This is a genomic window from Pectobacterium polaris, from assembly GCF_002307355.1.
Lineage (GTDB): Bacteria > Pseudomonadota > Gammaproteobacteria > Enterobacterales > Enterobacteriaceae > Pectobacterium > Pectobacterium polare.
Genome location: NZ_CP017481.1, coordinates 3861556 through 3876569, shown reverse-complemented (window position 1 = coordinate 3876569; position 15014 = coordinate 3861556). Strand labels below are relative to the sequence as shown.

The 15014-nt window shown below is 54.7% G+C and carries 13 protein-coding genes and 1 pseudogene; 8 read left to right on the top strand and 6 right to left on the bottom strand.

The features are described 5' to 3' along the window. The first annotated feature begins 1 nt into the window (after position 1). Positions 2 to 1492 carry an FGGY-family carbohydrate kinase gene (locus tag BJJ97_RS17335; RefSeq protein WP_095995393.1) on the top strand — a complete coding sequence of 497 codons (1491 nt, stop codon included), beginning with the start codon at positions 2 to 4 and terminating at the stop codon, positions 1490 to 1492. A gap of 100 nt (positions 1493 to 1592) precedes the next feature. Next, a complete protein-coding gene (locus BJJ97_RS17330) occupies positions 1593 to 2591 on the top strand; it encodes a sugar phosphate isomerase/epimerase family protein (RefSeq protein WP_095699692.1) in 999 nt (332 codons plus the stop codon). 87 nt (positions 2592 to 2678) lie between these two features. On the opposite strand, the pseudogene BJJ97_RS17325 reads toward BJJ97_RS17330, so the two are convergent. Continuing rightward, a pseudogene (locus BJJ97_RS17325) lies at positions 2679 to 3622 on the bottom strand (sugar-binding transcriptional regulator). A gap of 184 nt (positions 3623 to 3806) precedes the next feature. Between BJJ97_RS17325 and BJJ97_RS17320 the strand changes: the two are divergent. From BJJ97_RS17320 to yciH, 4 genes are all read left to right on the top strand, one after another. Beyond that, positions 3807 to 4112, top strand: a complete 306-nt coding sequence (locus tag BJJ97_RS17320) for a LapA family protein (RefSeq protein WP_010276674.1) — start codon at positions 3807 to 3809, stop codon at positions 4110 to 4112. A gap of 12 nt (positions 4113 to 4124) precedes the next feature. After that, on the top strand, positions 4125 to 5294 hold the full coding sequence (lapB, locus tag BJJ97_RS17315; protein WP_095994765.1) for a lipopolysaccharide assembly protein LapB: 1170 nt from the start codon (positions 4125 to 4127) through the stop codon (positions 5292 to 5294). Between the two features lie 182 nt (positions 5295 to 5476). After that, entirely contained in the window at positions 5477 to 6220 is a 744-nt protein-coding gene (gene pyrF, locus BJJ97_RS17310) for an orotidine-5'-phosphate decarboxylase (RefSeq protein ID WP_095994764.1), read from the top strand. Next, positions 6217 to 6552: a stress response translation initiation inhibitor YciH gene (gene yciH, locus BJJ97_RS17305; RefSeq protein ID WP_095994763.1), complete on the top strand. Its 336-nt coding sequence runs from the start codon at positions 6217 to 6219 to the stop codon at positions 6550 to 6552. The genes pyrF and yciH overlap by 4 nt, the downstream gene beginning before the upstream one ends. Positions 6553 to 6610: 58 nt before the next feature. On the opposite strand, the gene osmB is transcribed toward yciH, so the two are convergent. After that, positions 6611 to 6826 carry an osmotically-inducible lipoprotein OsmB gene (gene osmB, locus BJJ97_RS17300; RefSeq protein ID WP_010276685.1) on the bottom strand — a complete coding sequence of 72 codons (216 nt, stop codon included), beginning with the start codon at positions 6824 to 6826 and terminating at the stop codon, positions 6611 to 6613. 335 nt (positions 6827 to 7161) lie between these two features. Here osmB and araD point away from each other — a divergent pair, with 335 nt between their 5' ends. After that, positions 7162 to 7857 carry an L-ribulose-5-phosphate 4-epimerase gene (gene araD / locus BJJ97_RS17295; protein ID WP_095994762.1) on the top strand — a complete coding sequence of 232 codons (696 nt, stop codon included), beginning with the start codon at positions 7162 to 7164 and terminating at the stop codon, positions 7855 to 7857. 154 nt (positions 7858 to 8011) lie between these two features. Here the strand turns inward: araD and BJJ97_RS17290 are convergent, their stop codons facing one another. Both BJJ97_RS17290 and BJJ97_RS17285 read right to left on the bottom strand, forming a co-directional pair. Beyond that, on the bottom strand, positions 8012 to 10075 hold the full coding sequence (locus BJJ97_RS17290; RefSeq protein WP_010276693.1) for a carbon starvation CstA family protein: 2064 nt from the start codon (positions 10073 to 10075) through the stop codon (positions 8012 to 8014). A gap of 206 nt (positions 10076 to 10281) precedes the next feature. After that, a complete protein-coding gene (locus BJJ97_RS17285) occupies positions 10282 to 11463 on the bottom strand; it encodes an MFS transporter (protein ID WP_095994761.1) in 1182 nt (393 codons plus the stop codon). A 71-nt stretch (positions 11464 to 11534) separates the two neighbouring features. On the opposite strand from BJJ97_RS17285, the gene BJJ97_RS17280 reads away from it, so the two are divergent. After that, entirely contained in the window at positions 11535 to 12038 is a 504-nt protein-coding gene (locus BJJ97_RS17280) for an Lrp/AsnC family transcriptional regulator (protein WP_095994760.1), read from the top strand. Between the two features lie 48 nt (positions 12039 to 12086). Here the strand turns inward: BJJ97_RS17280 and BJJ97_RS17275 are convergent, their stop codons facing one another. Next, the gene (locus tag BJJ97_RS17275; protein ID WP_095994759.1) at positions 12087 to 13004 is read right to left on the bottom strand and encodes an aldo/keto reductase; all 918 of its coding nucleotides are present in this window, start codon (positions 13002 to 13004) and stop codon (positions 12087 to 12089) included. A gap of 59 nt (positions 13005 to 13063) precedes the next feature. Further along, complete coding sequence (locus tag BJJ97_RS17270) at positions 13064 to 14998, bottom strand: exoribonuclease II (protein ID WP_095994758.1); 1935 nt, start codon at positions 14996 to 14998, stop codon at positions 13064 to 13066. Positions 14999 to 15014: the final 16 nt, after the last annotated feature.

The window sequence follows — 15014 nt, the reverse complement described above, 5'->3', positions numbered from 1 at the left end:
GATGTTTACGCCGGTTATTTTGGCCATCGATGAAGGAACGACGAACGCCAAGGCGATTGCCGTCGATGAGCGGGGGCGCATTCTGGCTAAGGCGGCGGTCGCTTTACAGGTGACGCACCCGCAGCCGGGCAGAGCCGAGCAGGACGCGATGGCGATCTGGCATGCGGTTTGTCAGGCGGCAGAAGCCTGTCTGTCGTCATTACATCGGGCTCAGGTGGTGGGCATTGCGATCAGCAATCAGCGTGAGTCGGTACTGATTTGGGACAGGCGAACCGGAAAGCCGCTGACGCCGCTGGTCAGCTGGCAGGATCGCCGCGCCGAGAAATTTTGTCAGGCATTGCAGGGCAGTGCGGAAGCACGTCTGATCGAATCCCGTACCGGGCTACAGGTCGATCCACTTTTTCCCGCCGCCAAACTGCACGCTATGCTGGCGGAACTGCCGGACGGTGTCGTCCGGGCGATGCAGGGGGAACTGTGCATCGGAACGGTGGACTGCTGGCTTAACTGGCAGTTTAGCGGTGGACAGGCGTATTCCACCGACTATTCCAACGCGGCAAGAACCCAGCTGTTTAATATCCACCGCGGCTGCTGGGATGAGGATCTGCTGGCACTGTTCGGTATTCCCAGCGTGTGCCTGCCTGCCGTTACGCCGTCCTCGGCGTTACATGGTCACACCGGCGTGACGGGCATCAAGGGGCTTGCCGCTGGCGTACCGATCGTGGCGCTGATTGGCGATTCTCATGCAGCCCTGTACGGTCAGGGCATCACCCAAAGCGGTGAAATCAAGGCGACGTACGGCACCGGCTCGTCGCTGATGACCACCATCAACACGCCGCATCAACAGGCCGCAGGGCTTAGCACCACCATTGCCTGGCACGATGGCGAGCTGCGCTATGCGCTGGAAGGCAATATTACCCACACCGGTTCGGGATTTGCCTGGATTGGTCAGATGCTGGGCATTCCTTCCGTAACACAACTTACCGAACTGGCGCTCAGCGCCGACGCTAATCAAGGCGTCTTCTTTGTTCCTGCGTTATCCGGGCTAGGCGCGCCCTATTGGGATGTGCAAGCGCGTGGCCTGCTGTGCGGCTTATGCGATGCCACCACGCCCGCCATCATCGCCCGTGCGGGATTGGAAGCCATCGCCTACCAAATTGCCGACGTCTTTTTCGCGATGGAACAGGCATCGCAGGCCGCATTACCCGCTTTGCGCGTGGACGGCGGCGCGACACAAAACCGCTGGCTGATGCAGTTTCAGGCCGACCTTTTGCAGCGCCCGTTGATTCGCAACCATAACGCGGAAGTGTCGGCGCTGGGAGCGGCTTATCTGGGCGGAAAAATGCTGGGGTGGTGGGAACACCGCGAACAGATTGCCGCGTTGCCCAGAGAAGTCGAGGTCATCGAACCGTCGACGACCAACCACGGGATTTTGGAGAGCTATCAACAGTGGCGTACGGCGGTAGCGCGTGCGCGCCTGCGGCCCGAGCCATAACCATTTTTAACCGTAAGACATTTTTAGCAGTAAGAACCTATCCGATACGAAAGAAAAGACAAGCAGCTCAATACCATCAGAAATCAATGAGGTGACTTTTATGGCAACGTATAACTACCCTGAATTTGGTGCCGGTTTGTGGCATTTTGCGAACTATATCGACCGCTATGCCGTAGACGGCTACGGCCCGGCATTGAGCACGATCGATCAGATCAAAGCGGCGAAAGAGGTCGGCGAACTTTCCTATGTCGACTTGCCTTATCCCTTCACGCCGGGCGTGACGCTCAGCGAAGTGAAAGATGCACTGAAAGATGCGGGGCTGAAGGCGATTGGTATCACGCCGGAAATTTATCTGCAAAAATGGTCGCGTGGTGCCTTTACCAACCCCGATCCCGCGGCCCGAGCGGCGGCGTTTGAATTAATGCACGAATCTGCGGGCATTGTGCGTGAACTCGGCGCGAATTACGTCAAAGTCTGGCCGGGTCAGGATGGCTGGGATTATCCGTTCCAGGTCAGCCATAAAAACCTGTGGAAGCTGGCGGTTGATGGCATGCGCGATCTGGCGGGGGCTAACCCCGATGTGAAATTTGCTATCGAATACAAACCGCGTGAACCGCGTGTGAAAATGACCTGGGATTCTGCCGCGCGAACGCTGCTGGGTATTGAAGATATCGGGCTGGATAACGTGGGCGTGCTGCTGGACTTCGGGCATGCGCTGTATGGCGGCGAATCACCGGCCGATTCTGCTCAGTTGATTATCGATCGCGGTCGTCTGTTCGGCATGGATGTGAACGATAACCTGCGCGGCTGGGATGACGATCTGGTGGTCGGCACCGTGCATATGACCGAGATCTTCGAATTCTTCTACGTGCTGAAAATCAACAACTGGCAGGGCGTCTGGCAGCTCGATCAGTTCCCGTTCCGTGAGAACCACGTTGAGGCGGCGCAGTTGTCGATTCGTTTCCTGAAACACATCTATCGCGCGCTGGATAAGCTGGATATCCCGGCGCTTCAGGCGGCGCAGGAAGCACAAAATCCGTTACAGGCGCAGCGGATTGTGCAGGATGCGCTGCTGTCATCCATTAACGTTGACGAGTAATCACGTCACGCTACGTCAGGCACGGAGCAGGGGAATCATTCCGCGCCTGACGTGACTATTATTTGCTAACCGCTGGGTGATGAGTGTTTAGATCAACGTCTCAGCGGTTAATCGATCGGTAATCAACACATCAACGTAGTGCCCGGTTAATGCTCCGCGAATCGCGGCACTTTTCTCGACACCGCCCGCTAACGCCACCACGCGTGGACACTGACGCAGCTGCGGCAGCGCCATACCAATCACTGGATCTTCATCGTCCTGCAACACCGGTTCACCTTCCGCGTTGTAGTAATGCAGGCATAAATCGCCCACGGCACCGCGTTCGGCTAACTGTTGCAGCATCGCTTCGTGATAGTAGTTACCGGAGTTTTTCAGCAGTTGCGATGGCTCTAGCACGCCAATACCGACCAGCGCCAGACTCACTTCGCTGAATTTATCAACTACGCTGGAAACCTCATCGCTGGTCACCAAACGGGCGCGATCTTCCACCGAGCGTTCGATGCTCTGCGCGGGCAAAAGGTAAGCGGGGCAACTGAGCTGATTGGCTAAGGTTTGCGTCAGGATTGTCGCCTGCACGTTGCCGTTCGGCCCGACGCCACCTAACAGTTGGATGACACCCTGCGCCTTGACGCTTTGCGGATGCAGGCTATCCACCATCGCCCGCAGCGTGCTGCTCCAGGACGAGATACCGACCAGATCGTCAGAGCGGATACTGGTTTGGACATAGTGCGCGGCCGCAGAGCCAATCGCCTGCTTGATTTGCGCCAGCGTGGCGTTATCGGCGACGTCCACCACGATAGCCTGATCGATGCCGTAGCGCTTCTGAATCGCCGCTTCCAGCCCCATGAACATGTTCGGGGTTGAATTACGCTGATTTTGACCACACCTTCTTTAACACAGCGCGTGATCGCGCGGGAGACAAAAGACTGTGACAAATGGAGTGAGGCGGCAATTTCTGCTTGTTTCATCCCTTCGCTATAATAGAGCGTAGCGATCTTGACCAATAATCGCTGTTCGTCCTGCTTTGACATGACTTTTCCCCTTGCTGGCTTGCTGCTGTCATTTTTATTCAGCACAGAATAAATAACAAGCGCAGACGGCAGTGGAGTGCGGTTCTTGATTTCCCTGTCTGCGTCGGACATGGTAATTTAATGGGGTTTGTCGCCAAAATTTGGCATAATTCATCCGGTTAATGGATATCACAGGAAGGACAATGTGAAATATTTGCTGATTTTTTTACTCGTGCTGGCGATATTCATCATTTCTGTCACACTGGGTGCGCACAACGATCAGGTTGTGACATTTAACTACCTACTGGCACAGGGGGAGTATCGTATCTCCACACTGCTCGCCACGCTGTTTGCCCTGGGTTTTGCCCTTGGCTGGGTTATCTGTGGTCTGTTTTATCTGCGTCAGCGCATTGCGCTTGGCCGTGCACAACGTAAAATCAAGCGTCTGGAACAACAGCTTTCTACCTCCACCGAGGAGAACGTGGCGCCAGTGCAGACGGTCACCCACTAAGGAATTCTCTCTATGTTAGAACTGCTGTTTCTGTTGCTGCCCGTGGCCGCCGCGTACGGTTGGTACATGGGTCGCAGAAGTGCGCAGCAGGACAAAGAGCAGGAATCGAACCGCCTGTCCCGTGAGTATGTCACCGGGGTTAACTTCCTGTTGTCCAATCAGCAGGATAAGGCGGTTGAGCTGTTCCTCGACATGCTCAAGGATGACAGCAACACCTTTGAAGCCCACCTCACGCTCGGTAACCTGTTCCGTTCGCGCGGCGAAGTTGACCGTGCGATTCGCATCCATCAGGCTTTAACTGAAAGCGCATCGCTAACCTTTGAACAACGCCTGCTGGCGGTGCAACAGCTAGGCCGTGACTACATGGCCGCAGGGTTGTATGACCGCGCCGAAGAAAGTTTCAACCAGTTGGTGGATGAAGAAGATTTTCGACGCAGCGCCTTGCAGCAGCTCTTGCAGATCCATCAGGCGACCAGCGATTGGCCGACGGCAATCGATGTGGCGGAAAAACTGGTCAAAATGGGAAAAGACCAGCTTCGCGTGGACATTGCGCATTTTTACTGTGAATTGGCGCTGTTGGCGATGGGTAGCGACGATCTGGATAAGGCGCTCACGCTCCTGAAAAAAGGGGCAGCGGCGGACAGTCAATGCGCCCGTGCGTCTATCATGATGGGACGCATCTACATGGCGCAGCAGGATTATGCGCGTGCCGTGGAAGCCTTACGACAGGTTCTCGATCAGGATAAAGAGCTGGTTAGCGAAACGCTGCCGATGCTGCAAGAGTGCTATCAGCATTTAGATAAGCCCTTGGATTGGGCGAATTTCATCAAACGCTGCGTAGAAGAAAATACCGGTGCGACGGCGGAATTGATGCTGGCCGACATCCTCGAAAGAGAAGAGGGTGCCGAGGTTGCACAGGCTTATATTAACCGTCAGCTTCAACGCCACCCCACGATGCGCGTGTTCCATCGCCTGATGGATTTTCACCTGCATGAAGCGGAAGATGGGCGAACAAAAGAGAATCTTCAGGGGTTGCGCGACATGGTAGGCGAACAGATTCGCACCAAACCGCGCTATAACTGCCGCAAGTGTGGCTTCACGTCGCAATCGCTCTATTGGCAATGTCCTTCTTGCCGCACCTGGGCTAGCATCAAGCCGATCCGTGGGCTCGACGGCCAGTAACGTTTCACGATATCGAGTTAGTGTTGCTTAATGCATTTTAGTTACAACATACTGATAGCTGCATATGATTTCGGTTCCAGCTAGCTTCTTTAATCGCATTGGTCTTCAGGCGGCTGGGATTTCAGGGGCGGTGCATGTAGAATGCGGCGGGAATTTTGGCTTCGCAAGAGACTGGGTGACGAATGAAAAACGAGAATCTACAGCAAAAGAATCAAACGGTATCATCCCCGATTGTGGTCGCGCTGGACTATGCCAGTCAGCAGGCGGCGCTGTCGTTTGTTGACCGTATCGATCCGCAGGATTGCCGTTTGAAGGTAGGCAAAGAGATGTTTACCTTATTCGGCCCACAGTTCGTGCAAACGCTACAACAGCGCGGCTTTGATGTGTTTCTCGATCTGAAATTCCACGATATTCCAAACACTGTCGCTCACGCCGTTGCGGCCGCGGCCGATCTTGGCGTGTGGATGGTCAATGTCCATGCCAGCGGTGGTTCGCGCATGATGACGGCGGCGAAAGAAGCGCTGGTGCCGTTTGGTAACGATGCGCCGCTGCTGATTGCCGTGACCGTGTTAACCAGCATGGATGAAGACGATCTGCGCGGGCTTGGCATTACCGTCAGCCCGGCGGAGCAGGCGGAACGATTGGCTGTGTTAACGCATAACAGCGGGCTGGATGGCGTGGTGTGTTCCGCGCATGAAGCGCAGCGGTTGAAGCAGGTATGCGGTCAGGCATTTCAACTGGTCACGCCGGGAATTCGTCCAGCGGGCAGCGACGTTGGCGATCAGCGCCGCATCATGACGCCGGTTCAGGCGCAGCAGGCTGGCGTCGATTATATGGTGATTGGACGTCCGATCACCCAATCGGCGGATCCGGCACAGACGCTGCGTGATATTCGTGCTTCATTGTTAAACGGTGCGGCATCATGAACATGCGTCGTGACGAGAATAGCCAACTGGTTTACTCCACGGAAACCGGGCGTATTAAGCCGGAAGAAGAACAGGTAACTCGGCCAAAAGGTGATGGCATCGTGCGTATCCAGCGTCAGACCAGCGGGCGCAAAGGAAAAGGCGTATGCCTGATTAGCGGCCTCGATCTTGACGATGCTGCGCTGGAGAAGTTGGCGGCTGAATTGAAGAAGAAATGCGGCTGCGGTGGCTCAGTGAAAGACGGCGTGATCGAAATTCAGGGCGATAAACGCGACCTGCTAAAACAGCTTCTGGAAGCGAAAGGGATGAAGGTTAAGCTGGCTGGCGGCTAAGAAGGCATGACGAGTATGGCAGCAGGTTTACTCCCGTGAACCTGCTGCCCATAATTCGTTATTTATCGACCTGACGGCCAATCAGCCCGCCGATAGCTGCACCGCCCAGCGTTCCTAATGTTCCGCCATCCGTTAAGATAGCCCCACCAACTGCACCCGCACCGGCACCAATCGCGGTATTACGGTCACGTTTGGACATGTTTGAACAGCCCGCGAGCGTTACAGCAAGCGTAATTGCCAGCGCGGCTGTCGCAAAACGTTTGTTTAATTTCATTTTATTCCCCTTTCTGCTCTTGGCCTCACGTTTCTTGTGAGGAAAATATCGAACAACGTGCTTTTTACGGTATTAAATAAAGAAACAGGCCTTCTACTGCTTGGTGACAAGTATAATCATCGGAAAAAACTGCAACAGGTAAAAAATCTTAATTCCCCAGCGTTATGTTAACGATAGCAATAATTGATAAAGTTGGCTGTTTTTTGCCCAATTCTGTGGGGTGTCTCTTTCTTTTTCCCATAGCAGAACACCGCTAGGTCTTTAGCGATTTAGCCCATAGCGACGATCTCGTCAGGCCGCGAGAATGGTGTCATCGCGCCAAGGGGAGGCTGATTATGTTAGAAACGCTAAAAAAACAGGTGTTGGAAGCCAATCTGGCCTTACCGCAGCACAATCTGGTGACGTTTACGTGGGGAAATGTCAGCGCGGTCGATCGACAGCGCGGCCTGATGGTGATCAAACCTTCCGGCGTGGAGTATTCGGCCATGACGCTGGAGGATATGGTTGTCGTTGAGCTGGAAAGCGGCAAAGTGGTGGAGGGGACGAAGAAACCGTCGTCAGATACCGATACCCACCGCGTGCTGTATCTGGAATTTGCTGATATCGGTGGTATTGTGCATACCCATTCCCGCCATGCCACGATCTGGGCGCAAGCCGGTAAAGATATCCCCGCCTGGGGAACGACGCACGCGGACTACTTTTATGGCTCTATTCCCTGCACGCGTCTGATGTCGGATGCGGAAATCAACGGGCGCTATGAGTGGGAAACGGGAAGGGTGATCGTCGAAACTTTCCGTCAGCGTGGCATTTCTCCGATAGATGTTCCTGCCGTCTTGGTTAACTCGCATGGCCCCTTTGCGTGGGGGAAAGATGCCGACAACGCGGTGCACAACGCCGTTGTTCTGGAAGAGCTTGCCTACATGGGGATTTTCTCACGCCAGTTAACGCCTCAGTTGGGCGAGATGCAGCAAACGCTGTTGGATAAACACTACTTACGCAAGCACGGCAAGAACGCGTATTACGGACAATAAACCGCAGCCATTCCTTTCTTGTTACCTTTAAGCCATATAGCGCCGCAAATGCGGCGCTATTGTTATTTGTGGGGGCTTGGGTGTCGGCCAGGGATGGCATGCCATAAAAAATCCCTCCGCGAGGGAGGGATCGAAGGAGTTATACAGAGGATGTTTAAGGCTGAGCGCCGTCTCGTAAGACAATCGGGCTCTCTTTTGCCGTTGGGACATCGCTATTCATCGCACGACGAATGACGAAGAATGCGGAAATCAGCATTGTCACCGCCACCAGCATGAAGAACCCGCACAGCGCGGCGTTGATCTGATTACTGAAGACGATAGTTTCCATGTCTTTAATCGATTTGGCCGGTGCGATCAGCGTGTTCTGTTCAATACCCGCGGCGAAGCGTTTTGCCTGAGCCAGAAAGCCGATGCTCGGTTTTTCATGGAAAATTTTCTGCCAACCCGCCGTCATCGACGTAATAAACAGCCAGACGGTAGGCACGATAGTCACCCACGCATAGCGCTGTTTCTTCATCTTAAACAACACCACGGTGCCGAGAATCAACGCCATCGAAGCCAGCATCTGGTTACCGATACCGAACAGCGGCCAGAGTGTGTTGATGCCGCCCAGCGGATCGATCACGCCTTGATAGACGAAGAATCCCCAACCGGAAACGGCGACGGTTGTACCGGCCAGATTCCCCAGCCAGGAACGGCTGTTCGCTAATCTGGGAATCGCAATACCGACCAGATCCTGCACCATGAAGCGACAGGCGCGCGTTCCGGCGTCAACCGCGGTCAGGATGAACAGGGCTTCAAACAGAATCGCGAAGTGATACCAGAATGCCATCATCGCCCGGCTGTTAAAGATTTCGGTGATGATGTAGGCCATGCCCACCGCGAAGGTCGGTGCGCCACCGGCACGCGAAAGAATAGAGGCTTCGCCAACGTCATTGGCAATGGCACTCAATTCCTGCGGGGTAATCACAAATCCCCAGTTATTGATGGCTAACGAGGCGCTCTCAACCGTGGTGCCGATCAAGGCAGCGGGTGAGTTCATGGCGAAGTAGATGCCCGGTTCGATGACCGAGGCACAAATCAGCGCCATAATCGCCACGAAGGATTCCATCAACATTGCGCCATAGCCGATGAAGCGGATATGGCTTTCACGTTCAACCAACTTCGGCGTGGTGCCGCTGGACACCAGCGCATGGAAGCCGGAAATCGCGCCGCAGGCGATAGTGATAAACAGGAAGGGGAACAGCGTACCGGAGAAGACTGGGCCGGTGCCGTCAATAAAACGAGAAACGGCAGGCATTTTCATTTCCGGCATGGCGAACACAATACCGAAGGCCAGCCCGACAATGACCCCGATTTTCAGGAACGTAGAGAGATAATCACGCGGTGCCAGCAGCAGCCAGACGGGCAGGACTGAGGCCACGAAGCCGTAAATCACCAGAACCCAGGTGAGTGACGTCCCTTTCAATGTGAAGAACGGTCCCCAGTAAGGGTGTACCGCGATGTTACCGCCGTAGACAATCGCCAGCATCATCAGCACAAAGCCGATGATAGAGACTTCAGCGATTTTGCCCGGACGCAAAAAGCGCATGTAAACGCCCATGAAGAGCGCGATAGGGATGGTGGCGGCAATCGTGAACAGCCCCCACGGACTTTCTGCCAGCGCTTTAACGACGACCAGCGCCAGCGCCGAGAGAATGATGATCATCACGCCCAGCGCACCGAGCATGGTGATAATACCCGCGAACGTGCCCAGCTCCTGTTTTGCCATCTCACCCAGAGAACGACCGTCCCGGCGGGTTGAGATAAACAGCACCAGAAAATCCTGCACCGCACCCGCCAGCATGACGCCGACCAAGATCCAGATCGTACCGGGGAGGAAGCCCATCTGTGCGGCGAGAATCGGCCCGACCAGCGGACCGGCCCCAGCGATGGCGGCGAAGTGGTGGCCGAATAGGACCCATTTATTGGTGGGAACGTAATCCAGACCGTCGTTATGACGCTCCGCCGGTGTCAGTCGGCGATCGTCGAGCTCAAACACTTTTTTGGCGATAAACAGGCTGTAAAACCGATAGGCGATGCTGTAACACGATACTGCCGCGATAACCAACCACACGGCATTGACGTGTTCACCGCGGCTTAGCGCCAGCGTGGCGAACGAAAAGGCGCCCGCCAGGCCGACTAGCAGCCAGATCACAATGCTCTTTACGTTACTCATAACAACGGCTCCTTCGTTATTCAGAAAAGGTATAGCGCGGGTGTTAATGCAATTTAACAATAGTGGGTTTAATGGCGAAGAGAAGGGAATGGATGAGAAAATGTGAGCGAAGGTGAATTTTTGTAAAGAAACTTAAAGCGTAAACAAGGGCTAACGAAATGCGCGGCGATGTAACCCGCGCATTTCTGCATGCTACGTCTATTTCATCAGTGGCATTCTAAAGATTCTGTCAACGGGCTGCTTCGTTTATCGACCACACCGACCGCGATAGCAAGAACCAGCGCACTCAGCGACAGAACCCCGCCCGCCCAGTTTGGCGCAGTGAAACCGAAGCCGCTGGCGATAACGCTCCCACCGACCCAGGCACCGAGGGCATTACCAAGATTAAAGAGGCCAATATTGACCGCTGAGGCCAGCGTTGGGGCACCTGCGGCTCTTGCTTTGTCCATCACCAGTTTCTGAATAGGAGAAACGGTCGCAAATCCAAACGCCGCCATCAGGAAGATACACAATACCGAGGCAATCTGGCTGCTGGCCGTCAAATGGAAGATGAACAAAATAGCAGCCTGCCCAAACAGCGTGATATACAGCATCGGCATGAGCGCTCTGTCAGCGAAGCGCCCACCCAGCCAGTTCCCAACGAACAAGCCCAAACCAAATACCATCAACAGCCAGGTAATCGATCCTTCTGAGAAGCGCGCCACTTCCGTCATCATGGGCGCGATATACGTAATTGAAGTAAAGAAGGCCGCGGGTCCAAGAATGGTTATGCCCATGGATAGCAATACTTTTGAGTTGCCGAATGCGGCAAATTCATGCCCGATATGCTGTGCTTTGGGTTTGGCGGTGGAAGGGATAAGCACCAGTACGCCGACCGCAGTGGCGATACCAATCAGCGTGATGGCGTAGAACGTCGTTTGCCAGGAAAACTGATGGCTAATCCAGGTTCCCACTGGCACGCCAATAAGGTTAGCCACCGTAAGGCCGGAGAACATAAAGGCGATAGCACTGACGCGTTTCTCTTTAGGCACCATCTCCGCGGCGAGCACAGAGCCAATGCCGAAGAATGCCCCGTGTGTCAGAGAGGTGATAACGCGTCCGACGATCGCCATACCGATGGACGGCGCGAGGGCGGTGACCAAATTCCCCAGCACAAAGATCCCGGCAAGAAAAAGCAGCATGGTTTTTTTGGGTAATCGGGAACCCAGAATAATGAGTACCGGCGCGCCCACAAAAACCCCAAGCGCGTAACTGGTGGCCATATACGCCGCCACGGGGATCGTCACCCCGTAATCCGTCGCGATGGCAGGCAAGAGACCTGCAATGATGAATTCCGTTGTTCCAATCCCAAAGGCACCAATAACCAGGGCCCATAAAGCGATAGGCATGATATCCCCTATGTCTGACAATTTTTGCATGTGCTAAATTATGCCTAATGGTATTAGGGTAAGGAAATAAAATGGCTAATGAATTAGAAAAAACGAATGCGCTTAGGCAAGAAAAGCCTATCCCGGCAAAACTGGACGACGTGGACCGAAAAATATTAGCCCTTCTTTCAGCCGACAGCAGTCGGAGCTATGCCGACTTAGGGGAAGCGCTGCATCTTTCCGCGCCGTCCGTGCATGAGCGAGTGAAGCGGCTAAAGAAGGACGGGGTCATCAAAGCGACTATTGCCAAGATCGATGGGTGTAAGGTCGGTCGGAGCTTATTAACGTTTGTCCTGGTAAACACAAAGAGTATCTTGAGCACCAAACGTTTACTGATATTAAGTGATTTGCCAGAAATTGAGGAATTTCATACCGTTGCAGGGGATAGCTGCGTCATGCTCAAGGTTCGCACTCGGGATACCGAAGGGCTAGAGGAACTGCTAGGTAAGCTACAAGAGATTGAAGGCGTCGACAGCACGCGTAGTTATATCGTTCTGTCGACCTTCGTTGAACGCGGCCCTGACCCCAGTTTGTAACGCGTCCCTGTTTGTTGTCAGGGACGCAGGGGCTGTGCAACACGCGTCTTAAGGCAGAACGTTTCCGGCGGCGCGGTAAATTTCGTACCATTCTTCGCGGCTGAGCGACAGGGTAGACGCCGCCGCGATGTCACGGATACGTTCCGGGCTCATGGTGCCGATAATCACCTGCATTGCGGCAGGGTGACGCAAGATCCACGCGGTGGCGATCGCGGTATTGGTGACGCTATGCTGCTCGGCGATGCGATCAAGGGTGACGTTCAGCTTAGGGAATTTCTCGTTATCGAGGAAAACGCCGTCAAAAAAGCCGTACTGGAAGGGTGACCAGGCCTGAATCGTCATGGTATTCAGACGGCTGTATTCCAGAATCGCGCCATCGTGATTCACCGATGCCGGGTTCGTCATATTCACGTTAAGGCCAGCATCAATCATGCCCGTGTGCATGATGCTGAACTGCAACTGGTTGGCGATCAGCGGTTGGCGTACGGATTTTTTCAGCAATTCAATCTGCAACGGATTCTGATTACTGACGCCGAAATGGCGCACTTTTCCGCTGCTTTCCAGCTCATCGAAAGCGGCCGCGACTTCATCGGGTTCAAACAGTGTGTCCGGGCGGTGCAGCAGCAGCGTATCAAGATAGTCCGTTTTTAAACGCTGTAGGCTACCTTCGACGGACGCGATGATGTGCGCCTGAGAGAAGTCAAAGAAGCCCTGACGAATGCCGCATTTGGATTGCAGAAAAATTGATTCACGGCGGATGGCGGTCTTCTGTAAACCGGCGGCGAAAATCTCTTCCGACAAACCTGAGCCATAGATATCAGCGTGATCGAAGAAATCGATGCCCGCCTCGACGGAAGCATTGAGGATGTCAGCTGCTTCACTCGTGCTTTTCTTTGCCATTCGCATACAGCCCAACGCAATGTTGGAAGCCTGTATCGCGGATGTACCGATTGTCATTTTCTTCATCGGGAACACTCCTGTGATGAGGGTTGCACGTCCGCCGAGATGACTCGGCGGCATGGCACTTAGGCGGCAGGTTTTGCCACGATGCTGCGGGTTTCCAGACGAACTTCAGCGATGACCACGTCCAGCGTATCCCCCTGACGATAGACGACCTCGCCTTTCACTGAGAGGGTGCCCATTTCCTGACTGCACACCAGCTCATCGCGCACGGCGTGGATAAAGGAGGATGGGATAAAGGCGACTGCGCCGTTATCCAGCAGGCGAACGCGCAGGCCGCCGCGTGTGACGTCAATGATTTCCGCATTGAAGCGACTATCTGTACCGGCTTTATCTTTGAGGTAGCGGGCGTACAGCCAGTCGCCGACATCGCGCTCAGCCATACGATTAAGGCGGCGGCGTTCGGCCAGTTGTACGGTGACGTCGTCCTGCGGTTTTTCCGCAGCCTGTCCGGTGATAACCGCTTTCAACAAACGGTGGTTAACCATATCGCCGTATTTACGGATCGGTGAGGTCCAGGTGGCGTAGGCTTCCAGCCCCAGACCAAAGTGTGGCCCCGGCGTGGTGCTCACTTCCGCGAAGGACTGGAAGCGGCGAATGCGGCTGTCCAGGAACTGCGTCGGTTGGGCATCCAACTCGCGGCGCAGCGTACAGAAGCCATCCAACGTCAACAATGCTTGCGCGTCGGCCTGAACGCCGTGGGTATCCAATACGGCAACCGCTTGTTCGATCGAGGCAGGATCGAAGCCGTTATGCACGTTATAGATGCCGAAGCCCAGCTTATCGCGCAGCACAATGGCCGCACAGACGTTGGCCGTAATCATGGATTCTTCAACGATACGGTTGGCGATGCGGCGATGTTCAACCACGATATCCAACACGTCGCCTTTCTCACCCAGCAGGAAACGGTAATCCGGGCGATCTTTAAACACCAGTGCGTGGGTGGTGCGCCATTCGCTACGAGCCAGACAGAGACGTTGCAGCAAACGAATTTGTTCGGCAATCGCGTCGTTTTGCGGCTGCCATTCGCCTTGATCTTCCAGCCAGTCAGAGACGCTGTCATACGCTAACTTGGCTTTGGATTCGATCCAGGCGGCAAAGAAGTGAATGTCGTCACCCAGTGCACCGTCGGCGGCAATCGTCACGCGGCAGGCGAGGACAGGGCGACGCTCGTCTGGGCGCAGGGAACAGATATCGTCCGACAGCGGGCGCGGCAGCATCGGGATGTTAAAGCCGGGCAGATAGTTGGTAAAGGCGCGCTGGCGTGCGATGTTGTCCAGCTCGCTACCCGCCGCGACATACGCAGTCGGATCGGCGATAGCGATGGTTAATTGCAGCGAACCATCACCGTTGTCCTGCACGTATAGCGCGTCGTCCATATCTTCCGTGCTGGCGCTGTCGATAGTGACAAAGCTCAGCGCGGTGAGATCTTCGCGGACGAGTTCGCCGTCATGGCGCTCAGTCGCTTCAACCTCTGGGGCCGTGCGCTCCAGATTATGACGTGACAATGTCACCCACCACGGTACCAGCGGATCGTCGCCCGTGGTGATGTACTGCGTCAATTCAGCATGAAATCCACGGTCGCCCTTCAGCGGGTGACGGCGCATTTCGGCGACGGCCCAATCACCTTCCTGAAAATCGTGCGTGATATCGCGCGCGGCGCGGCAAGGGATGGCATCTTTCAGCAGTGGATGGTCAGGCGTAATGGATAAGCGGTCGTCTTTTTTATGGATGCGCCCAACAAATCGGGTCAGGAAGGGTTCGATCAGCGTTTCTGGCTCGACAATTTCCCGCTCTTTTTCCGTATGCAGGGTGGCGGTAATCCGGTCACCGTGCATCACTTTTTTCATGTGCGGAGGGGGAATGAAATAGCTTTTTTGTCCGTCAGCTTCAAGAAAGCCAAATCCTTTATCGGTGCCTTTGACGACACCTTCAACACGCGGTGTCTGAGAGTGAAGTTGCTGTTTTAGCTGTGCAAGCAGCGGATTATCTTGAAACATAGCGTCCAGAAATACG